The 22,063-nt window shown below is 66.4% G+C and carries 15 protein-coding genes; 12 read left to right on the forward strand and 3 right to left on the reverse strand.

Translation table 11 applies throughout. The features are described from left to right. Positions 1–85: 85 nt before the first annotated feature. The 9 genes from HOP12_08805 to HOP12_08845 all read left to right on the forward strand — a co-directional run bounded on the left by HOP12_08805 (position 86) and on the right by HOP12_08845 (position 11,191). Complete coding sequence (locus HOP12_08805; GenBank protein NOT34252.1) at positions 86–670, forward strand: porin family protein; 585 nt, start codon at positions 86–88, stop codon at positions 668–670. A 173-nt stretch (positions 671–843) separates the two neighbouring features. Then, the gene (locus tag HOP12_08810; protein ID NOT34253.1) at positions 844–2,475 is read left to right on the forward strand and encodes a hypothetical protein; all 1,632 of its coding nucleotides are present in this window, start codon (positions 844–846) and stop codon (positions 2,473–2,475) included. A gap of 195 nt (positions 2,476–2,670) precedes the next feature. Beyond that, entirely contained in the window at positions 2,671–4,173 is a 1,503-nt protein-coding gene (locus HOP12_08815) for a CoA-acylating methylmalonate-semialdehyde dehydrogenase (GenBank protein NOT34254.1), read from the forward strand. Positions 4,174–4,208: 35 nt separating this feature from the next. Next, positions 4,209–5,075 carry an acyltransferase gene (locus HOP12_08820; protein NOT34255.1) on the forward strand — a complete coding sequence of 289 codons (867 nt, stop codon included), beginning with the start codon at positions 4,209–4,211 and terminating at the stop codon, positions 5,073–5,075. Continuing rightward, positions 5,072–5,494 (forward strand): glyoxalase, encoded by a 423-nt coding sequence (locus tag HOP12_08825; GenBank protein NOT34256.1) that lies wholly within the window; start codon positions 5,072–5,074, stop codon positions 5,492–5,494. The genes HOP12_08820 and HOP12_08825 overlap by 4 nt, the downstream gene beginning before the upstream one ends. A 30-nt stretch (positions 5,495–5,524) precedes the next feature. Then, on the forward strand, positions 5,525–6,931 hold the full coding sequence (hydA, locus tag HOP12_08830; GenBank protein NOT34257.1) for a dihydropyrimidinase: 1,407 nt from the start codon (positions 5,525–5,527) through the stop codon (positions 6,929–6,931). After that, a complete protein-coding gene (locus HOP12_08835; protein ID NOT34258.1) occupies positions 6,928–8,256 on the forward strand; it encodes an FAD-dependent oxidoreductase in 1,329 nt (442 codons plus the stop codon). The genes hydA and HOP12_08835 overlap by 4 nt, the downstream gene beginning before the upstream one ends. Further along, on the forward strand, positions 8,253–9,572 hold the full coding sequence (gene preA / locus HOP12_08840; protein ID NOT34259.1) for an NAD-dependent dihydropyrimidine dehydrogenase subunit PreA: 1,320 nt from the start codon (positions 8,253–8,255) through the stop codon (positions 9,570–9,572). Before HOP12_08835 ends, preA begins: the two co-directional genes overlap by 4 nt. 62 nt (positions 9,573–9,634) lie before the next feature. Further along, positions 9,635–11,191 (forward strand): T9SS type A sorting domain-containing protein, encoded by a 1,557-nt coding sequence (locus HOP12_08845; protein NOT34260.1) that lies wholly within the window; start codon positions 9,635–9,637, stop codon positions 11,189–11,191. An 18-nt stretch (positions 11,192–11,209) separates the two neighbouring features. Here HOP12_08845 and HOP12_08850 read toward each other — a convergent pair whose 3' ends face one another. Continuing rightward, positions 11,210–12,424: an MFS transporter gene (locus tag HOP12_08850; protein ID NOT34261.1), complete on the reverse strand. Its 1,215-nt coding sequence runs from the start codon at positions 12,422–12,424 to the stop codon at positions 11,210–11,212. Positions 12,425–12,567: 143 nt separating this feature from the next. Between HOP12_08850 and HOP12_08855 the strand changes: the two genes are divergently transcribed. Next, positions 12,568–14,298 carry an HAD family hydrolase gene (locus HOP12_08855; protein NOT34262.1) on the forward strand — a complete coding sequence of 577 codons (1,731 nt, stop codon included), beginning with the start codon at positions 12,568–12,570 and terminating at the stop codon, positions 14,296–14,298. Positions 14,299–14,374: 76 nt separating this feature from the next. Here the strand turns inward: HOP12_08855 and HOP12_08860 are convergent, their stop codons facing one another. Both HOP12_08860 and HOP12_08865 read right to left on the reverse strand, forming a co-directional pair. Continuing rightward, positions 14,375–16,375 carry a sigma-54-dependent Fis family transcriptional regulator gene (locus HOP12_08860; GenBank protein ID NOT34263.1) on the reverse strand — a complete coding sequence of 667 codons (2,001 nt, stop codon included), beginning with the start codon at positions 16,373–16,375 and terminating at the stop codon, positions 14,375–14,377. Between the two features lie 397 nt (positions 16,376–16,772). Beyond that, entirely contained in the window at positions 16,773–17,804 is a 1,032-nt protein-coding gene (locus HOP12_08865) for a hypothetical protein (GenBank protein NOT34264.1), read from the reverse strand. A gap of 279 nt (positions 17,805–18,083) precedes the next feature. On the opposite strand from HOP12_08865, the gene HOP12_08870 reads away from it, so the two are divergent. Together HOP12_08870 and HOP12_08875 are read left to right on the forward strand one after the other, a co-directional pair. Further along, a complete protein-coding gene (locus tag HOP12_08870; GenBank protein ID NOT34265.1) occupies positions 18,084–19,586 on the forward strand; it encodes an NCS1 family nucleobase:cation symporter-1 in 1,503 nt (500 codons plus the stop codon). Next, positions 19,583–22,054 carry a tetratricopeptide repeat protein gene (locus HOP12_08875; protein ID NOT34266.1) on the forward strand — a complete coding sequence of 824 codons (2,472 nt, stop codon included), beginning with the start codon at positions 19,583–19,585 and terminating at the stop codon, positions 22,052–22,054. The genes HOP12_08870 and HOP12_08875 overlap by 4 nt, the downstream gene beginning before the upstream one ends. Positions 22,055–22,063 lie beyond the last annotated feature (9 nt).

Consider the following 22,063-nt stretch of genomic DNA (forward strand, 5'->3'; position numbering starts at 1 on the left):
GTAAAGCCTCCCCGCCCCGGCGCCGAAAACAAGCGGGTGCCCCGCAACCTGTCCGGCGGGGCCGCTCCGAAAGGGAGGACCTCAAATGAAGTTCAAGTCTCTGATCCTTGCGACGGCGATCATGGTCTGTAGCGTGGGTGCCGCGAATGCCGCGGGCTCGTTCTGGCTCGGCGCGAACGCCGGCGGTGCGATTCCCAGCGGTGACTTCGGCGATGCCGCCGCGACCGGCTGGAACCTCGGCGCGGTCGGGACCTACATGGTCAACGACCAGTGGGGATTTGGTGGCGATGTGGGCTACCACGCGTGGAACGGCTCGGAAGATCTCAATGCGTCCTTCGGGCCGAATGCCGAAGTGAAGTTGAGCGCGATTCAGGCCACGGGCCACGCGGTCATGCTCATCCCGTCGAATAGCAACATGAAGCCCTACGCCAAGGCGGGTGTGGGACTCTACAACCTGAAGGGCACCTCGAGCGGCGGAACGAGCACGCTGGACAGCTCGGAGAGCAAGCTCGGATTCAACTTCGGTGGCGGTATGAACTTCATCTCGAGCGGGAACATGATGTGGGGCCTGAATGGCGCCTATCACATGGTTCCTGTGGACGACCCGGGCGCCGACGTCAATGAGTTCACGCTCGGCGTCAACCTGATGTGGGGAATGAACGGCAAGTAGGTCGTTCAGCACCCTGAGATTCTCGAACCGGCCGGGGCTCGCGCCTCGGCCGAATCGTTTGCGAACGCGAGAAGTCGAACTGCGAAATCGGACTGGCCGAGGGGCAGGGCTTCGGCGACAATCATCGCCCGCCTCACCTCAGTCCACCCGATCCCGGCAACGAGGGGAACCATTTGAACTCCGCTGTCCGGATTCGCGCGGCCGCCGCTCTTGCGTTTCTGCTGGTTCTCGGGCCGCGCGCGCTGTCCACCGGGATCGCGCATGCCGACCCCGGCACGGCACGGCGCCTGGTGGTGCTGGGTTCCTCGACCGCGCTCGGTGCGGGCGCTTCGACCCCCGACAGCGCGTGGGTGAAACGATTCGAAGTCGCGTTGACCGCGCTCAACCCCGACCATCAGCTCGTCAATCTGGCGACGCTCGGCAGCACCGGCTATCACCTGCGGCCCACGGGAACCTCACCGCCGGCCGGGCGTCCGTCTCCGGACACCGCGCACAACATCACGGCGGCGCTCGCGCTCGATCCCGACGCGATCGTGATCAGCCTGTCGGGCGACGACGTGGCGAGCGGGTTCGCGAGCTGGGAACAGATTGCGAGCTTCGACAGCCTGCTCGATCGCGCCGACGCGGCTCGCGTTCCGGTGTGGGTCGCGACCCCACAACCCCGCGATCTCGCTCCGGCCGCGCGCGATAGCCTGGCGGCAATGCGCGACTACACGTTCGCGAAGTTCGGCTCCAAGGCACTCGATTTCTGGACATCGCTCGCGACTGCGAGCGGCAGCATCGACCCGGCCTACGGGAGCGGCGATGGCGTGAACCCGAACGACGCGGGACATCGCCTGTTATTCGATCGGGTGCTGGCCGCAGGCATCGTGGTCGCTTCACCTCCACCCGGCACCGACACCACTCGGCACATCGTGGTGCTCGGCTCCTCGACCGCCGCCGGTATCGGTCCCTCGCACCCCGACAGTGCGTGGGTCAATCGCTACCGCGCCGCGGTCCAACAGATCTTCCCCGGCCATCAGGTCACCAATCTCGCGGTGGGCGGGTTCACCACCTATCACGTTCAGCCGACCGGGTTCGTGGCCCCGGCGGGGCGCCCCTCGCCCGACCCGACTCACAACATCACGACGGCACTCGGTCTGGCGCCCGACCTGCTCATCATCAACCTGCCGAGCAACGACGCGGCCAATGGCTACACACTGGCGGAGCAATTCGAGAACTACGAGCGCGTGGTCGCACTCGCGGAACTGGCCGAAGTCCCCGTGTGGGTCACGACCACTCAGCCGCGTGACCTCAGTGCTGCGGCGAGAGAGAGCCTGATGGTCGTGCGCGACTGGACCCTCACGCGCTTCGGCACACGCGCGATCGACTTCTGGAGCACGGTCGCGAACCCCGACGGAACGATCGATTCGGGCTATTCCGCCGGCGACGGAATTCACCTGAACGACGGTGCTCACCAATTGCTGTTCGAGCGCGTGATGGCCGAGAGCCTGGTGACCGCGCCGGTGGTGGGCGTGCCGACGCCGCGCGCTCCGGCCGGGCCCGCACTCCATCTGCTGTCGGTCGGCCCTAATCCCGCGCGCGGGCGGGTGCGCTTCGAATTCGTGCTGGATCGGCCCGAGTCGGTCGAACTCTTGCTCTACGACGTTCGAGGCCGGCTGCGTGATTCGACCGGCTTCGGGCGGCTGCCCGTGGGCCGGCACGCGCAGTGGCTCGCGGTAGACGGACTCCCGAGCGGCATCTACTTCGCGCTCGTGCGCACGTCGCACGGAAGCACGGCTCGGCGCGTTGCCCTCGTTCGCTGAGCCTACCCTCCAGCGCGAGCGCTCCGCGACGCGTCGCCGAGGTGATTCGGGAGCACGTCCGGGTGTATCGTTGCCTCGCTTCATTCATCGCTGATGGCGCCATCGGGCGCCCGGCCATTGCGACGATTCGCTGGGAGATCCGGTGCCCGTGAGCCCCGACTTGGCCGGCTGACTTCAGGAAAGGGGCATCCGGTCATGACGGCACCTCGCGAGCAGACGCTGGCCAATGGCAGCGACACCACGACCACCGCGCGCACGCTGCAGAACTTCGTGGGCGGGCGCTGGGTCGATTCGAGCGCCACCCAGTTCGGCGAGGTGCGCAACCCCGCGAACCACCAGCTGCTCGCCCGCGTTCCGATGGGCGGAGCGGCCGACGTGGACCGCGCGGTCAAGGCGGCGCTCGCAGCCTACCCCGCGTGGCGCGCCACTCCTCCGGTCCATCGCGTGCGCCCGCTGTTCGTGCTGCGCGGGCTCATGGAGAAATACCTCGACGACATCGCCCGCATCGTGACGCTCGAGCACGGCAAGACGCTCGACGAGTCGCGCAACAGCGTGCGGCGTGCGATCGACAACGTCGAAGTGGCGTGCGGCATTCCGTCGCTCATGCAGGGGCGCGCGCTCGAGGACATCGCGACCGGCATCGACTGCTACACCTATCGCCAGCCGATGGGCGTGTTCGCGGCGATCACGCCGTTCAACTTCCCGGCCATGGTGCCGATGTGGTTCCTCCCGCACGCGATCGCGTGCGGGAACACCTTCATCGTCAAGCCGAGCGAGCGCGTGCCGATGTCGCAGGTCCGAATCTTCGAGCTGCTGCACGAGGCCGGCATTCCCGACGGCGTGGTCAACATGGTCAACGGCGCCAAGGATGCAGTCGACGGAATCCTCGATCATCCCGGGATCGCCGGCGTCTCGTTCGTCGGAAGCTCGCCGATCGCTCACTACATCTACAAGCGCGGCGCCGAGCAGGGGAAGCGCGTGCAGGCGCTGGGCGGCGCCAAGAACTTCGTGCTGGTGATGCCGGATGCCGACATGAATCGCGCCGCGCAGGTCAGCAGCGAGTCGTGCTTCGGTTGCGCCGGTGAGCGTTGCCTGGCGAACAGCGTCGTGCTGGCGGTGGGCTCGGCCTACGACGAGATGACGAAGCGGCTCGTGGACGAGGCCAGGAAGATCAAGGTCGGCGACGGCCTCGAATCCGGCGTCACGATGGGCCCGGTGATCTCGCAGCCGCATCGCGAGAAGGTGCTGGGCTATATCGAGAAGGGCGTCGCGGAGGGTGCCAAGCTGGCGCTCGACGGTCGCGCCTTCAAGGACCCCAAAAACCCCGATGGCTACTTCCTCGGACCCTCGATCTTCATCGACGTGAAACCCGACATGGTGATCGCACGCGAAGAGATCTTCGGACCGGTGCTGTGCGTGATGAAGGCCGGCACGTTCGAAGAGGCGGTCGAGATCGTGAAGCGCCACGAGCTGGGCAACGCCTCGAGCATCTTCACCTCGAGCGGCAAGTGGGCGCGCGAGTATCGCTGGCACGTCGAGCCCAGCATGCTGGGCGTGAACATCGGCGTCGCGGCCCCGATGGCGTTCTTCCCGTTCGGCGGCGCCAAGGGCAGCTTCTACGGCGATCTCAAGGCACACGGTCTCGACGCGATCGAGTTCTACACCGACAAGAAGGTCTCGATCACTCGCTGGTTCTAGTCACGACCCTTCGTTCCCACCCTCGAGAGGCCCCCATGCCGCGCAAGCTGATCGGCGGTTTGATCCAGTGCAGCAATCCGTTGAACGACGAGTCGCAGCCCGTCGAGAAGATCAAGCAGGCGATGTTCGACAAGCACGTGCCGTTCATCGAGGAAGCCGGCAAGAAGGGCGTTCAGATCCTGTGCCTGCAGGAGATCTTCAACGGACCGTACTTCTGCCCCGGGCAGGACAAGCGCTGGTACGACTCGGCTGAGTCGGTGCCGGGTCCGACCACCGACGCGATTGCGAAAATCGCCTCCAGGTACAAGATGGCGGTGGTGGTGCCGGTATACGAGAAGGACATGCCGGGCGTGCTCTACAACACCGCCGCGGTCTACGACGCCGACGGCAGCTACCTTGGCAAGTACCGCAAGAACCACATCCCGCACACCTCGGGGTTCTGGGAGAAGTTCTTCTTCAAGCCCGGTAATCTCGGCTACCCGGTGTTCCAGACCCGCTACGCGAAGATCGGCGTGTACATCTGCTACGACCGCCACTTCCCCGAGGGCGCACGAGCACTGGGCCTGAACGGCGCCGAGATCGTGTTCAATCCGAGCGCCACGGTGGCGGGACTCTCGCAGTACCTGTGGAAGCTCGAGCAGCCGGCGCATGCGGTGGCGAATGGATACTTCGTGGGCGCGATCAATCGCACCGGCACCGAAGCGCCCTGGAACCTGGGCAAGTTCTACGGCTCGTCCTACTTCGTGGACCCGCGCGGCAACTTCCTCGCGCAGGCCAACGAAGACGACGACGCGCTGGTGGTCGCCGAGATGGACCTGGACCTGATCAGTGAAGTGCGGAACATCTGGCAGTTCTACCGCGACCGGCGTCCCGAGACCTACGAGCCACTGACCGCCCTGTGAGCACCAGCCCCCGCATCGATCGCGTCCTCGAGACCGCGCTGTACGTCGACGACATGGAACGCGCCGTCGCGTTTTATCGCGACGTGCTGGGTCTGACGGCGCTCTCGACCGGCGAGCGGCTGTCGGCGTTCGACGCGAACGGTGCGACCGTGCTGCTGCTGTTCCGACGTGGCGCGACGGCCGAGGGCTTCAAGTGGGAGGACGGGTTCATCCCGCCGCACGACGGCGCGGGGCCGCTGCACATCGCGTTCGCCATCGGGCGCGAGGCGGTCGAGCAGTGGGCCACCACACTCGGTGAGCACGGCGTCCAGGTCGAGAGCCGCGTGAGCTGGGAGCGCGGCGGGAAGAGCCTGTACTTTCGCGATCCCGATGGACACTCGCTCGAACTCGTCACACCCGGGACCTGGGCGAACTACTGATCGACGACGCATCGCGGGGAGGTACACGACGTGGGCCTGCTGATCAAGAACGGCGAAGTCGTCAACGCGGGTGAGCGCTTTGGGGCCGACGTGAGGTGCGACGACGGTCGGATCTCGGAGATGGCGTCGCGGCTCGAGCCCCGCACCGGCGACACGGTGATCGACGCGCTCGGCAAGTACGTGATGCCGGGCTTCATCGACCCGCACGTGCACATGGAACTGCCGTTCATGGGCACCGTCTCCGCCGACGACTTCGAGACCGGCACCGCGTCGGGAGTCGCAGGCGGCACCACCTGCATCATCGACTTCTGCATTCCGGCGCCCGGCGAGTCGATGCTCGCAGCACTCGCGACCTGGCAGATGCGCGCCTCGAAAGCAGTCGCCGACTACACCTTCCACATGGCGATCACGTCGTGGGGGCCCAAGTCGGCCGACGAAATGCGCTCGGTGGTTCAAGACCACGGCATCACGAGCTTCAAGGTGTTCATGGCCTACAAGGGCGCCATCATGGTGGACGACGGCGCGCTCTATGATGTGATGCAGCATGCAGCGAAGCTCGGCGCCGTGGTGACCGTGCACGCCGAGAACGGCGAAGCGGTGTGGCATCTGCAGCGCGCGCTGCTCGCGAGGGGCTGCACCGGGCCTGAGTTTCATCCGGTCTCGCGCCCCAGTTCGGTCGAGGGCGAAGCGACGGAGCGCGCACTCATGATGGCGCGGCTTCACGGCGCCACCGCCTATATCGTCCACATGACGTGCCGCGAATCCATGCAGGCACTGGAGCGCGCCAAGCTGCGCGGCCAGCACTGCTATGGCGAGACCTGCCCGCAGTACTTGCTGCTCGACGACACCGTGTTCGACAAGCCCGACTTCGGCGGCTCTGCGTACGTCATGAGCCCGCCCATTCGGCCTCCGGGTCAGGGCCACCACGAAGCACTGTGGAGCGGACTCACCAATCGCCTGCTCGACTCAGTCGGCACCGATCACTGCCCGTTTCTGCACGAGCAGAAGAAGGCAGGTCTCGAGGACTTCACGAAAATTCCGAACGGTGCCGCCGGCATCGAGGATCGTCTGGTCATGCTGCACACCTACGGTGTGCTGGGGCGTCACTTCGACCTGTGCCGCATGGTCGAGCTCGGCAGCGCCGCTCCCGCACGCATCTTCGGGCTCACGTCCAAGGGCTCGGTCGCGGTCGGCAAGGATGCGGACCTGGTGGTCTTCGACCCCGCGGCCAAGGGCACGCGCAGCGCCAGGACCCATCACTCGAAGGCAGATCGAAGCATCTTCGAGGGCTTCGAGACCGTCGGGCGCATCGCCTCGACCATCGTGGCCGGAGCGGTGGCGTTCGACGGCACGAAGCTCATGACGACCCGCGGAAGCGGTCGGCTGCTCACGCGCAAACCCACGCACTTCGCCCACCATCCGGAGGTCACGCTGTGAGCCCTCATCTGAATGGCGGGCGACTCGAGGAGCAGCTCGATGACGCGAAGCCGCTCTACACCAAGGGCGAAGCAATTGCCGAGGCGAACCGCTGCCTCTATTGCCAGGATGCCCCGTGCATCCAGGCGTGCCCGACCGGCATCGACATTCCGACGTTCATCCGCAAGATCGGCACCGAGAACGTGCGGGGTTCCGCGCGCACCATCCTGTCCGCGAACCTGCTCGGCGACTCGTGCGCGCGGGTGTGCCCGGTCGAGGTGCTGTGCGTGGGCTCGTGTGTCTACAACGCGTGGGACCGCTACCCGCCGATCGCGATCGGGCGCCTGCAGCGCTACGCGACCGAGACGGTCATGACTCGCGGCGAGTCGGCGGCACTGCTCTCGAAGGCTCCGGCGAACGGAAAGAGAGTCGCATGCGTTGGCGCGGGACCCGCGTCGCTCGCGTGCGCAGGTTATCTCGCTCTCGAAGGCGCGAGCGTCACGCTATTCGAGAAGCGTGAGCTGGCGGGCGGGCTCAATACGACCGGCGTCGCTCCCTACAAGATGCACGCCGAGGCGTCGCTGCGCGAGGTCGCGTTCGTGCGCTCGCTCGGTGTCGAGATCAAGACCGGCGTCGAGGTGGGCCGCGGCGTCACCGCCGAGCAGCTCGTGAAGGACTACGACGCCGTGTTCCTGGGCGTCGGGCTCGGCGACGATACGCAACTCGGCGTGCCCGGCCAGGACGGCGCCGGCGTCGAAGGTGCGGTCGCCTGGATCGAGCGCATGAAGCTGCAGCGCGACTTCACGCTGACCGGCGTGACGAACGCGGTGGTGATCGGCGGCGGCAATACCGCGATCGATGCCGCGCGCGAGCTGGCGCGGCTGCGCGTTCCGTCCGTCTCGATGCTCTACCGCCGCACTGCGGCCGACATGAGCGGCTACGCGCACGAGATGGAGCACGCGCGCATCGATGGCGTGGTGCTGGTGGAGCGCGCGGTCCCCAAGTCGTTCGAGCGCGACGCGGCCGGCAAGCTCGTCGCGATCACGCTGGCCGACGGGCGACGCATCGCGTGCGAGCTCGCGCTGGTGGCGATCGGGCAGGGCAAGCTCGCGGCTCTAGCGGCCGGATTCAAGGGCATCGAGGTGGACGAGAAGGGTCGCCTGAAGGCGGACCCCAAGACCGGCGCCACGGGCCACGCAAAAGTTTTCGCGGGCGGCGACGCCGTGCGGGGCGGCGACCTCGTGGTGACGGCGGTACAGGACGGCAAACGCGCCGCACGCGCGATCGCCAGGGCCATCGGGATTGCGGTGCGCGAAGGCGCGCCCATGAATGCGGGGCACGTATGAGCGCCGATCTCAGCATCGATTTCGCGGGCATCAAGAGCCCCAACCCGTTCTGGCTCGCGAGTGCTCCGCCGACCAACACCGGCGATCAGATCATGCGGGCGTTCGACGCCGGCTGGGGCGGTGCGGTGTGGAAGACGCTTGGGGAGCCGATCGTGGATACCTCGAGCCGATTCGGCTCGATCGACGTCGGCAATCAGCGCATGGTCGGCTTCAACAACATCGAGCTGATCACCGACCGACCGCTCGAAGTGAACCTGCGCGAGATCCGCGAGGTGAAGCGCAAGTACCCGAAGCACGTGGTGATTGCGTCGCTGATGGTCGAGTCACGCGAGGACTGGCGCGACATCATCCACAAGGTGGTGGACGCCGGCGCCGACGGCATCGAGCTGAACTTCGGCTGCCCGCACGGCATGTGCGAGCGCGGCATGGGGTCGGCCGTCGGCCAGGAGCCGGAAGTGCTCAAGACCGTCGCCGGCTGGGCGGTCGAGTACTCGAAAGTGCCGGTGCTCATCAAGCTGACGCCGAACGTGGGTGACATTCTGGAGCCCGGCATCGCAGCCGTGGAAGCCGGCGTGCACGGGCTATCGTTGATCAATACGATCAAGTCGATCGTCGGCGTGGATCTCGATCGCATGGTCCCCTACCCCGTGGTCGGCAATCGTTCGACCAACGGCGGCTACTGCGGCCCCGCGGTCAAACCGATCGCGTTGCACATGGTGGCGGCCCTTGCGCGCGACGAGCGGGTGAAGATCCCGATCTCGGGGATCGGCGGCATCGCGACGTGGCGTGACGCCGCGGAGTTCATCGCGATGGGCTCGACCAGCGTGCAGGTGTGCACGTCGGTGATGCACTACGGATTCCGAATCGTGGAAGACCTGATCGACGGGCTCACGAACTTCCTCGACGAGAAGGGCATGAAGAGCGTGCGCGAGCTGCGCGGCCGCGCGGTGGGTGCCTACTCCGAGTGGGGGGACCTGGACCTGAACTACAAGGTCGCCGCGCACGTAGACCCGGCCAAGTGCATCGGCTGCGACCTGTGCCTGGTGGCGTGTCGCGACAGTTCGGTGGACTGCATCCACACCGGCCCGCATCCGTTGCCCGCCGGTCATCGCGCACCGACCCGGGACGCCGCGATCGCGCGCGCCAAGGACAGCGGCGTGAACGTGACATGGGTCGACTGGGACGAGTGCACGGGCTGCAATCTGTGCGCGGCCGTCTGCCCAGTCCCGGGGTGCATCACGATGGCGGACGACACACGCGGCAAGCCGTTCGAGAGCTGGAACGATCGGGTCGCGAAGGGGACCGGTGGAGCGTAGTCTTAGCTTGGCGTGGTTCTCAGTGTAGACAGGGCGGGCCGCCGTGCGAATCGGAGGGTGTGATGTCTCAGCAACGTCGGTTCTCAATCCTCTTCCTGGTCCCTCTGCTTCTCATTCTCGCGAGCCGGCCGGCTTTGTGTGCGGAGGGAGAGTCGCTCCTCCAGCGGGTCCCCTTGTTCGATGCAGGCGGAGCGCTTCTGCCACCGGGGTTGATCTGCGCCCCGTACGCGTCCATCCGGCATGAGCCGATCACGCAGGCGGCCTTCCCACTCGACCGCATCGCAGAAGCCTTCCCCTGCCTCTATCAGCAAGCCACCTTCGGAGATACCGACCATGACGGTCGTAACGAGGTGATCGTCTACGTCAACGACAACTTCACCTATCACTACCGGATCCTCGAAGCCCAGGGCAATAACGTCTACGCGGATGAGTATTCCGGAGATCCCCTCCTCCCCTACGCCGTGGGCGACCTGGACGCGGATGGCAAGTCAGAGATCATCGGCCAGCAGGGCTCTTACGTCTACGTCTATGAAAGCTCCGACGCCTCGACCTACCCGACGAATCTGGTTTGGACCTCTCCTGCGATGTCCAACATCGTCGGCTTCACGGCGATCGGCGATACGGATCGTGACGGCAAGGCGGAGATCATCCATTCGATGAATCTCCTCGGCGGGTCTTCCGAGCTCTTCATTTATGAGAACACCGGAGACAACTCTTTCGCCGAGGTCTATCACACGATCGTGGAACCGGGCGCCGCGAGCGGAGAGAAGGTCATCGGCGATTTCGACGGTGATGGTCTGACCGAGATCGCGTTCAGTGGCGTCTCTGGAGACATCTCCGTCTACGAGTCCTCGGCCGACAACACCTGGAGCCGTACCTGGACGGATTCAACCGGGATGTCCAACGCGTACGGCGCGGAGGGAGGCGTGGACACCGACGGAAACGGCAAGCCGGAGCTCTTCATCGCGGGCAACTCCGCTCTCGGCTGGACCACGCGCATCTACGAAGCGACCGGGGACAACCAGTTCGCTCTCGTTGACTCGCTTGCGATGGCGGACGGATACATCGGTTCGAGCTGCAACGCGCTCGCGGATCTGGACGGGTCTGGCAAGCGGAAATACCTGATGCAAGGCGCTAAGCACTTCTGGATCTATGCGCCCGGCTCCCCCGGTCACTGGAATCTGGTCGATGTCTACCAGAACCCCACCGGCGACAATCATTTTGGACTGCAGACCTTCGACCTGAACAAGAACGGCGTGGCTGAGATCTTCTACGACCTCGAAGTCTCCATTCAGTCGGGCCTGAAGAGCTGGATCCTGGAGCATCCGCGCGGTCCAGCCGGAGTCGGCGCTCCGCCGGAAGCCGGTGCTTCCAGGTTGCAGGTTTGGCCGAACCCGTGCGTGTCGGGCGTGTCCTGGAACGTGGCAGCGGATCGACTCTCCATCGACCAGCTGGACCTCTATGACTTGAGTGGCCGCCGGATCTCGTCGCTGAGGCCCGGCACTTCGCGGCCCATTCACTGGGACCCTGGCTACCTGGGGACCGGGATCTACTTGCTCAAGGCAGTGGACGAACGTGGCGCCACTTCTGCCACGGCTCGAGTCGCGGTGATTCGCTAGGTCGGGCCTCGCACGGGCTTACCCCCGTCCTCCCGCCAACCGTCCTGCGCGTGGCGAGCCGCGCAGCGCCGCCATCGCCCACGCCCCCACGACCGGACCGATCGCGAGCATCGCGAATGCCCAGCCCCATCCCGATCGCATTTCGATCAGCGGCACCAGGCGAATGGTGACGAGTGTCAGCAGGAAACCGAGGCTCGTCTGCAGCGTGAGCGCCGTGCCCATGAAGGCGGGCTCGCACAGCTCGCTGATGCACGCCGAGAACTGTGCCGAATCGGCGACCACCGCAAAGCCCCACACGAGGCACAGCGCGATGAGCAGCCACGGCGGCGCTCCGAACAGCGCTCCCGCCACCAGGCAGCACGCGCCGCTCATCGCGAGCGACACGATCGTGATCGTGGTGCGCCCCATGCGATCCGCGAACACGCCGGCCGCGAAGCTGCCAATGCCGCCCACCGCAATCACCGCAAACGCGGCGAGGCTGGCACTCGACGAAGCGATCCCCCGCGCCGCGAAGCTCGCGATGAGAAACGCCGGGATCCAGGTCCACATCGCATAGAGCTCCCACATGTGGCCCAGGTAGCCGAGATTCGCGAGCACCATCTCGCGATCACGCGCGATTTCGGCCACGTAGCGCCAGCGAAAGGGCGGTGCCGCGACGCGCTCTGGCCCCTCGCGCACGAACACGGCGATGAGCACCGCTCCCGCCGCTGCGAGCGCAGCGGCCGTGTGAAGAATCCCGCGCCAGTCGCTGGTCGCGCCGAGTGCGCGCAACAAGTGAGGCGACGCCGAGCCCATCGCGAGTGCTCCGACGAGCAGGCCGATCGCGCGCCCGCGATCCGCGCGTGTCCAGGTGGCCATGATCTTCATGCCCACGGGATAGACGCCGGCGAGCGCCACTCCGGTGAGGAAGCGCAGCGCGAGTGCGACCGGCAGCCCGGTCGCCATGCGCGCGATCAGCTCGGTCGCGAGCGCCGCGACGAGCGACGACACGGTGACGAGCACGCGCGAGGCAACGCGATCGCTCAGATTCAGCAGTGCCGAAAGCAGAGCCCCCACCACGAAGCCGATTTGCACCGACATCGTGAGCCACGCGCGGCCGGCATCATCGAGCCGCCACTCACGGGTGAGCGCCGGCACCACCGCTGAGGCCGAGAACCAGGTCGCCATGGCGAGCAGTTCCGCGAACGAAAGGATCAGCAACGTGCGCCATTTGCCGAAGAGGAGGTCAGGCATCGCGAGAACGTACCAATTTCGTCCGCGGCGAGACGGCCACCCCGCGGAATGCGGTTCCGGTGGCCGCGGGGCGGAAGTCGCATACTGTCGGCCGACGGCCACGACCCGCGAAGCGCCCCAGGAATCCGGGAGAATTCGACGCCATGAAATTTGGCGTGCTTGCGCTCGACTACGACGGGACCATCTCGACCGCGAATGGAATCCACCCTGCGGTGCGCGATGCCATCGCCGCGCTGCGTGATCGGCGCATCGCCGTGTTGCTCGTCACCGGGCGGATCATCCAAGACCTTCGGACTCAGGTCGGAGATTTGCGCCAGTTCGACGCCATCGTCGGCGAGAACGGCGCGGTGCTGCTGTTCCCCGAATCGGGACGCAGCCAGTTGCTCGGCCCCGCACCCGATCCCCACTTCCTCGCCGAACTCACGAGCGCCGGCATTGCGATCACGGCCGGTGAGTGCGTCGTCGAGGCCGAGGCGGACGCGGCGGGCAGGATTCTCGACATCATCCGCCGCTTGAGCCTCCCGCTGGTGATCCACTTCAATCGCGGGCGGCTCATGGTGCTTCCACAGGCGGTCACCAAGGGGACGGGGCTCAAAGAAGCGCTCGCGGCGATGCGGCTCTCTCCGCACAACGCGGTGGCGATCGGCGACGCGGAGAACGATCACCAGATGCTGGAAGTCGTAGAGCTTGGAGCCGCCGTGAGCTGGGGAAGTCCGGCGCTGATTGCAGCGGCCGACGACGTGGTCGAGGGCACCGGCCCTCCCGCTCTGGTCGAGTACGTGAAACGCCTCGCCGATCAGTCGCGCCTTCCGCCCGAGCGCCTTGGGCGCCGCACGCTCATGCTCGGCCACACGGCGGACCACGCGCCTCTGTCGCTCGCCGTGCGAGGCCGTAACGTGCTCATTGCCGGGGAGCCGCGGTCGGGCAAGTCGTGGGTCGCCGGGTTGCTCGCGGAGCAGTTGATCCTCCAACGCTACGCCGTGTTCGTGATCGATCCGGAAGGCGACTATCAGACGCTCAACCGTCTGCCGGGCGTGGTGCTGATCGACGCCGCGGATTCCCAGCCGCACGCGGGTGACATCGCGCGAGCGCTCCACCACGCCGACATGAGCCTGGTGCTCGACCTCTCGCATCTTGCGGCCGGAGCGAAGCGTGAGTTCGTCAAAGCGACCCTGCATCGACTGCGCGAACATCGGCGCGAGTCGGGGCTGCCCCATCGAATTGTCGTGGACGAGGCGCACTACTTTCTGCACGATCCTGATGTCATGGAGCTGCTCGACCTCGAGCTCGCGGGCTACACGTTCGTCACCCATCGCGCATCTCGCCTGCACGCAGCGGTGCTGGCGTCCGCCGCAGCCACCGTGGTGACACGCGAGACCGACCCGCAGGAGATTCGCGCGCTGGCCGATCTGCTCGGTGAGGCTCCGGAGGCGGAATGGTCGACGGTCTTCGCCGATCTCTCGCTCGAAGAGGCGGTGCTCCTGCCGGGCGCAGAGGAAGCCGGAGGTCGGCTCGTGCGATTTCGCGTCGCGCCTCGTCTCACTCCGCACGTGCGCCATCGGCACAAGTACCTGGACATGCCAGTCCCCACCCGCCAGGCGTTCGTATTCACACACGCGGACGTGCCGACCGGAGCGCGAGCGCACAGCCTGCTGGAGTTCGTCACGATCGCGGCCCGCTCACCGGCCGTGGTCGAAGACCATCTCCGGCGCGGCGATGTTTCCGTCTGGATCGACCGCGTGTTCGGCGATCAGGAGCTGGCCGCGCTCATCCGGGAACTCGAGGGCGATCTCCGAATCGTGGCGCGGCCCGAGGTGACGGCCGAACTCACGACGATGATTCGCGAGCGCTATGCCGTGGACCAGAGGACGTAGCCCGTGCGACAGGGCCGCGCGGCGTTCAGCTCGCCCGGCGGTCGATGACAGCGGGCCTCGCGAGCCGCGCGGCGAATCAGGCCGACAGGTTGGTGAGGGGCCCCGGCGCGGGAGCTTCGGCAGGCGCCGGTTCAGTCTCGAGTCGAGGCAGCTCGTCGGTGCGCCGCAATCCGAAGCGGTCGAGCATCCGGTAGAGCGTGCTCCGTGCGACTCCGAGCTGCCGCGCTGCGTCGCTCATGTTGCCGTTCGCGCGGTCGAGCGCGCGCTGGAGCGCCGAGCGTTCCGCGGCGGTTCGCAGACCCTCGAGCTCGCCCGCTCTGGCCGGCTCCGCCTCGATGGGCAAGTGCCATCTCTCGATACGGCTCGCGCCTTCGGCCAGCACGGCCGCGTACTCCAGCGCGCTGCGAAGTTCACGAACGTTGCCGGGCCACGAGTGATGATCGACCCATCGCGCAGCGGCCGGTGATACGGCGAGGGCATGAGTCTGCTCATTTCGCCTGGCGAAGCCGGCGAGAATGGCCTCGGTCAGCTCGCGCCGGTCGGATCGCTCACGCAAAGCCGGAAGGCCGATGGTCACACCTCGAAGGCGATAGAACAGGTCGCTCCGAAACCGGCCGTCGGCGAGCATCGGAGTGAGATCACGGCAAGTCGCGGCGATCAGTCGCACATCGGAATGACGTTCCTCGGCCTCGCCGACTCGATAGTAGGTTCCGTCATCGAGGAATCTCAGCAACATCGCCTGGGCGGTCGGTGAGAGTTCGGCCACTTCGTCCATGAACAGCGTCCCCTGGTCCGCGGCTGCAAGCTTGCCCATGCGCCCGCCCCCGGCAGCACCCGTGAACGCCCCGGGGCTGTAGCCGAAGAGCTCGGACTCGAGCAACGTACCGGTGAGCGATCCACAATTGACCGGCACGAAGGGGCCGTGGGCACGACGACTGCCCGCATGAATGGCGCGCGCAAACAGCTCCTTGCCGGTGCCGGTCTCCGCCTGGAGCAAGATCGGTAACCCCGAGCGCGCAAAGCGCTCGGCGTGCTCGCGAGCGGCCATGAGAGCCGGATCGCTTCCCACGATGGCTGCGAATGCCTGAGAAACGACAGCGCGGCCTCGCGCGGAGGTCCGGGCCGGGGGTCGATCGAGCAAGTGCACGATCGCGGCGATCGCTCCGTCGGGGCCGGAGACCGGCTCGACCTCGAGTCGCACTCCGCGCAACCATGAGGGCAACGCGGCGTCGGATTCGCGGAGCCGCGGACTCGCCGTTGGAACGAGCCCATCCCAGGACAGCAGCGCAAGCTCCTGGGGCTCGTCACGCCGCGGCAGCAGCCTCAGGAGCGGTTCATTGGCGCGACGCACGCGCCCTGTGGTCTCGATCAGCAGGGCCGCGTGCGGAAGCTTGGCGAGCAGCGCTTCCAGCGCGAACAGACCTCCGCTGATCGAGGCGTCATAGGCACGCGCACGTAAGACGGATTCCATGGCGGCGGCGGCGGCTTGAACCGACGCGAACGCAAACTCCGAGGCATCGCGGGCGGGCCCGGTCGCATCCAGCACGCCAACGACTCGCCCGCGCACGTCACGAATCGGCGCCGCATAGCAGCACAGCACGTGGTTACGCTTCTCGAAGTGCTCGAAGCCGACGACCGCCACAGGCAAGTGTTCGGCCACCGCAGTGCCGATCCCGTTGGTGCCCCGTGAGGCTTCGTTCCACAGTGCTCCCTCGATGAGTCGCGCTTCCGTCATTCGATTGGAGAACGGTTCGGCGATGCGACGTGCCAACACGACTCCATCGGCGCTGCTGAGGATGCCGCAGAATCCAGCATTCGCGAGCGAGCTCGCGAATGCCTCGAACGGCGCATCAGCGGTGAGCAGCGGCTTGAGAGGCTCGAGCGCAACCAGCCGCTGCGAGTCGGGCACGACGACGGGTTCGGCCAGCCCTTCGGCGGTCGCGCCGAGCCGAACGGAGCGGTCCCAGCGTCGGAGTATCGGACTGTTCTCGATTTCATCGCCCGAACAGCGGCCGCTCAGGAATCGCGTCCAGATCTGCTCAGTGGCGGCAGAAGGACTATCGGTTGAGTTCTTCACAGGGGGCACCGTAGTCCTGTATGCGCGCGCGCTCAAGGGGGCGATCATGGCCACCGCAACTCTTGTATCGGATGTCGCAGTCAGGTGGCCGACGTGTAGCGTTTCGCTCCATTTCTGGCGTGGTCGAACCGCGGATCTCCTTGAATGGACGTCTCGGCATGGACATTGCGAAGTTCATCCCGCAGTCCCCCGCGAGACGCAAGCGATAGCGCGACTCTTGAGTTTCATCAACGCGTCTCGAATGCCGACTCCGCACCCGATCTGGTTCGACTCGGGGGCGGAGTTCGGCTGTGGGGGTCGCGCGGCAGGGCTGGGAGGCAGCTCCGGGAAGTGACGGCACGGATATTTGCCCTCCCCTTCGCTCATGCGAAGTCGCGGCGTCGAGTTCGTCGGAGCGCTAGAATCGGACCTGCATCCACACCAGCAAGCGGTCATCGTGACGCAGGTCCGGTTCCGACATCACCTCGTAGGTGACGATCGCACGTAGCGGCGCGCCGGGCAGTCCGTGGTAGACGCCTATGGTCCATCGATGGGTGTCGGTGTCGAACACGTCATAGCGCACCACCGGTCCACCGTTCCAGCGCGTCTTTCCCGCGACCAGCACGTACCAGGCGTCGAGCGTGCCGCCCTGGTCGGGAAGGCTTGCGTTCTCCTCCCCGCGCGCATACTCGACCACTGCCAGTGCGCGACGCGTGTCCAGTTCCGCGTCCACGCCGAGCCGATTGAAATCGATCGAGAGACCCGGAACCGGAGGCGGACCCGGGTCGATCGGCTCGTTCACGCTGCCTGAGGCACCCGACACTCCCAGCCAGACGGTTGCGCTCGGGCGCTTCGAGCGAAACCCAAGCCTCCCAAACACGTTCTTCCGTCGATCGTCGTCGGCCTGGACGCTCAGTCCCGCGCCGTTCGTGACCGTGAGCTCATGCTCGATCCGAAAGCCGCGACCGAGCGGAACGTGGCCGAACCACCCCACACCGATGTCGCGCAGCTTCAATCCGCGCCCGAACAACTCCCCGACTTCGGTTCGGTTCACGGTGAAGAGGTCCGCAGTCGAGGTGCGATTCTCCCACCCGAAGGGAGTCTTCATTTGTCCGGCGCGCAGGGCTTGATGAGGATGAAATCCCCACTCCAGGTAGCAGTCGCGCAGCAACCCCTCGACCTGCGGAGAACGTGGATCGATCTCGACCACGTACGAAACCGCGGGACTCAACTTACCGTCGACCTGAATCTTCACTCTCCCGAATCGAAACACGTCGGGTTCGGTCACACGGTCGCCGCTCCGTTCGACTCGCGACTTGTAGTAAATCTGGATGTAGCCGGAAACTCTGGGCGCCGTAGTGCACGGCGCCGCTTCTTGCGCGCGCGCCGTAACGCTCGAGAGCATGAACGCCGTGATCCACATCACTGCAGGGTACCTGCGACCTGTCATGCCCCCCTCTGTTCGAGCTTCGGGCTGCGGCCCGGCTCGCGTGATGGATCCCATGAGCCCTGCGATTTGTGACAGTCCGCCCGATCATGCGAGAGCTGCGCCATCTCGAGCGCTGGACGCGGAACGAGGGAACGGCGCGCGCACGAGGCTTCGGCAAGCGACGAGAATTCCGCTACTTCACGGCTCCCCGAGCGACGACCCAACCGCACGCCGAGAGCGATCGACCGTGCTAGTCTGCGTCACTTCGCGCCGCTCGAATTCGGTCCGTTGGAGGTCCGCATGGCCGCTTCCGATGCCGCACTCTCGAATCCCAGCGATCAGCTCTCGAATTCCGATCTCGCCCCGGTCCCGGCCTCGAAGCGCACCTGGAACTGGTGGCACTTCTGTGCGCTGTGGATCGGGATGTCGGTGTGCATTCCGACCTACACCATGGCCTCGGGGCTCATCGATTCCGGCATGTCGTGGTCGCAGGCGATGTTCACGATCTTCCTCGGCAACACGATCGTGCTGCTGCCGATGCTGCTCAATGCCCATGCGGGCGCTCGCTACGGCATTCCGTTCCCGGTCTTCGCGCGCGCGAGTTTCGGCGTGCTGGGCGCGAACGTTCCGGCGTTGCTGCGAGCGCTGGTGGCGTGCGGGTGGTTCGGGATCCAGACCTGGTTCGGTGGCGCCGCCCTCTGGACCCTCACGAAGCAGCTGTGGCCGGCAGCCGCGAGCCTGCCGAATGTCCTGCCGGCCTGGTTCGGACTCACCACCGGCGAGGCGCTCGGCTTCATCGTGTTCTGGCTCATCAACGTGTGGTTCATCGTCAAGGGCACCGAGAGCATCAAGTGGCTCGAGTCGGTCTCGGCGCCGTTTCTCATCATCGTGGGACTGGCGTTGCTCGGCTGGGCTTACACGCGGGCAGGTGGATTCGGGCCGATCCTCTCTCAGCCGTCCCGGTTCCCGGACTTCGCCGCCTTCTGGCCGGTGTTCCTGCCGTCGCTGACCGCAATGGTCGGCTTCTGGGCGACGCTGTCGCTCAACATTCCGGACTTCACACGCTACGCCCGCTCTCAACGTGATCAGGTGGTCGGGCAGGTGCTCGGGCTACCCCCCACCATGACGCTCTACGCCTTCATCGGTGTGGCCGTCACTTCCGCGACGGTGATCATCTTTCCCGGCGGCAAGGTGATCTGGGACCCGGTCGAACTCCTTGGGCGGATCGGCGGTCCGTTCACCGTGATCCTCGCCATGGTCGCGTTGAGCGTTGCGACCCTCACCACCAATCTCGCCGCCAACGTCGTCTCGCCCGCCAACGACTTCAGCAACCTCGCACCGCGGCGCATTTCATTCCGGACCGGCGGACTCATCACCGCATTTCTCGGACTCGCGATGATGCCGTGGAAGCTGCTCGCGAGTTCGCAGGGCTATATCTTCACCTGGCTGATCGGCTACTCGGCGCTGCTCGGGCCGATCGGCGGCATTCTCATCGCCGACTACTTCGTACTGCGCGGACGTGAATTGTCGCTCGACGATCTTTACCGTCGCGGCGGCCGCTACGAGTATCGCGGCGGCGTGAACCCGATCGCGCTGATCGCGCTGATCGTCGGCATCGCCCCGTGCGTGCCCGGTTTTCTCGCACAGGCGTTCCCGAGTACGTTCACGAGCGTCGCGCCGTTGTGGAAGTCGCTCTACTCCTACGCATGGTTCCTCGGCTTCGCGGTCGCGGGGCTCGTCTATCTGGTGCTCACGAGCCTGACGCGCGGTTCGAAGCCCGCACACGAAACGGGAGTCGCATGAACGACCTGGACCGCCCCGGCGATTCTCCGGCCGACGCTGAAACGATGGCCGGAGACGCCACTCCGACTCTTAGCTCACACGGAAAGCCGCCGCACCACGACTCGATTCGCGCGCTCCCCGAGCACATCGGCGAGTATCGGATTCTCGGCATCCTCGGCCAGGGCGGCATGGGGGTGGTGTACGAGGCCGAGCAGCCCTCGCCCCGCCGGCTCGTGGCGCTCAAGGTGGTGCGCGGCACCGAGATCGTCGACGACCTGCGGCTCAAGATGTTCGAGCGCGAAGCCTCGACGCTCGCGCGGCTCGACCACCCGAACATCGGCAAGATCTATCAGTCGGGGCGCACCCCCGAAGGCCGCCACTACTTCGCGATGGAGCTGGTGCGCGGCCCGAGTCTCGGGGAGTGGCTCACGAGCCGCCCCGCCAATCCCGATCGCACCGAGATCGAGCTGCGTCTGCGGCTGTTCCGCCAGATCTGCGACGCGGTGCACTACGCGCATCAGCGCGGCGTCATCCACCGCGATCTCAAGCCTTCGAATCTGATCGTGACCGACGCACCCGCGTCCGCAACCGGCTCCTCACCTTTGAACGCGATGGTGCGCATTCTGGACTTCGGCCTCGCGCGCATCACCGAAGAAGACATCGGCGCCAGCCAGGTCACCGAAACCGGCGACATCAAGGGGACACTCCCCTACATGGCGCCCGAACAGGCGCGCGGCGAGTCGGGGGCGATCGACGTTCGCACCGACGTCTACGCGTTGGGCGTGATTCTCTACGAGATGCTCACCCGGCAACGGCCCTATGCCGTCGACGCGACCTCGCTGCTCTCGGCGGTGCGTGTGATCTGCGAGCAGGCTCCACGTCCGCTCGCCGAGGTGTGGCAGTCCTCGCTGCGGCTCGACCCCGATCTCACAACCATCGTCGGCGCCGCGCTCGAGAAAGAGCCCGATCGGCGCTATGCGAGCGCCGCCGCGTTCAGCGACGACGTCGAGCGCTTCCTCACCTCGCAGCCGATTCAGGCGCGCCCCGCGAGCACGATGTACCAGATCAAGAAGCTCGTGGCACGGCGTAAGCCGTTGTTCGCGACCGCCGCCGTCGCGCTGCTGCTGCTGGTGGTCGCGGCAATCGGGCTCGGTGTCCTCTACGTGCGCTCGGTCGAGTCCGAGCGACTCGCGCGCCTCGAAGCCGCGACCGCCACGCGCACCTCCGAATTCCTCGTCAATCTGTTCGAGCAGGCCAACCCCGAGAAGACGCGAGGCGCCACGCTCACCGCGCGCCAGGTCGTCGACGTGGGAGCCCGCCAGGTGCGCGATGAACTTGCGAGCGAACCCGCGATGCAGGCCCGCATGATGGGAGCACTCGGTCGTGTGTACCTGAGTCTCGGGATCCCCGACAGCGCGCTCAGCATGACCGACGCATCGGTGGCACTGAGGCGCAAGCACCTGCGGGCCGGCGATGCCGAGATCGCGCAGGGCGTCGCTCAGCAGGCGCGCGTGTTCGAAGAGCTCGGCATGGTCAAGGAGTCTCGAGCAGCCTACGCAGAAGCGGTGGAGCGCTACGAAGCACTCGGAGCGAGCGGGACGGATGGCCTGATCGCGACACTCGGCAACTCGAGCTCTGCACTCGACGATGCGGGCGAGTACGGCGAAGCGAACCGCGGCCTTGATCGCGCTCTGTCGCTGCTGTCCCAGCGGCGCCCGCCCGACGAGGAGCGGCTGCTCAATCTGCTCATCGGTCAGGCCAACATTCGCCTCCACACCCGCCAGACCGACTCGGCGCTCACGATCCTCGATCGCGCGCTGACCCTGACGCGTCGGCTCCACGGTGAGAATCACCATCTGACCGGCAATGTGCTGACCGCGCTCTTCAGCGCGAATTCCCAGGCCAAGCACCTCGATCGCGCGCGCGAGTTCGCATTCGCCGCGCTGAAGGTTCACCGGGCGATCTACGGCGAGGACCATCCGAAGGTCGCCAGGGACCTCGGCAACGTCGCGATCAGCTTCGCAGAGGATGCGAAAGGCGATGAGGCGCGACCCTATTTCGAGCAGTCGATCGAGGTTCTGATCCGCGTCTATGGGCCGAATCATCCCGAGGTCGCGCAGGGCTGGATGAACCTGGGGTTGCTCGAATTGCAGTCGGGCCACGTGCCGCGCGCGCTCGAGCTGCTGCAACGCTCGGTGAGCATTCACGAACGAGTCTCGGCCTCGAGCCCGTCCCTGGCGCTCTCGCTCTATCACCTCGCGGCAGCCCGCTCCGCGCTGGGCCAGCACGACCAGGCGCTCCGGGCGCTCCTGCGCGTGCTGGCGATGGACGAGAAGATGCACGGTCCGGAATCGGCCGACGTATCGGACGACCTCGAAGCCGTCGCCTCCGTCCAGCGCGATCTGGGCCTCACCGCTGAGGCCACGCGAAACGAGACGCGCATGAACGCGATTCGAGCGAAGCTGACCAAAGCCGGCGCGGGCCCGTAGGCGTGGCGC

The sequence above is a fragment of the Candidatus Eisenbacteria bacterium genome (assembly GCA_013140805.1).
Lineage (GTDB): Bacteria > Eisenbacteria > RBG-16-71-46 > RBG-16-71-46 > RBG-16-71-46 > JABFRW01.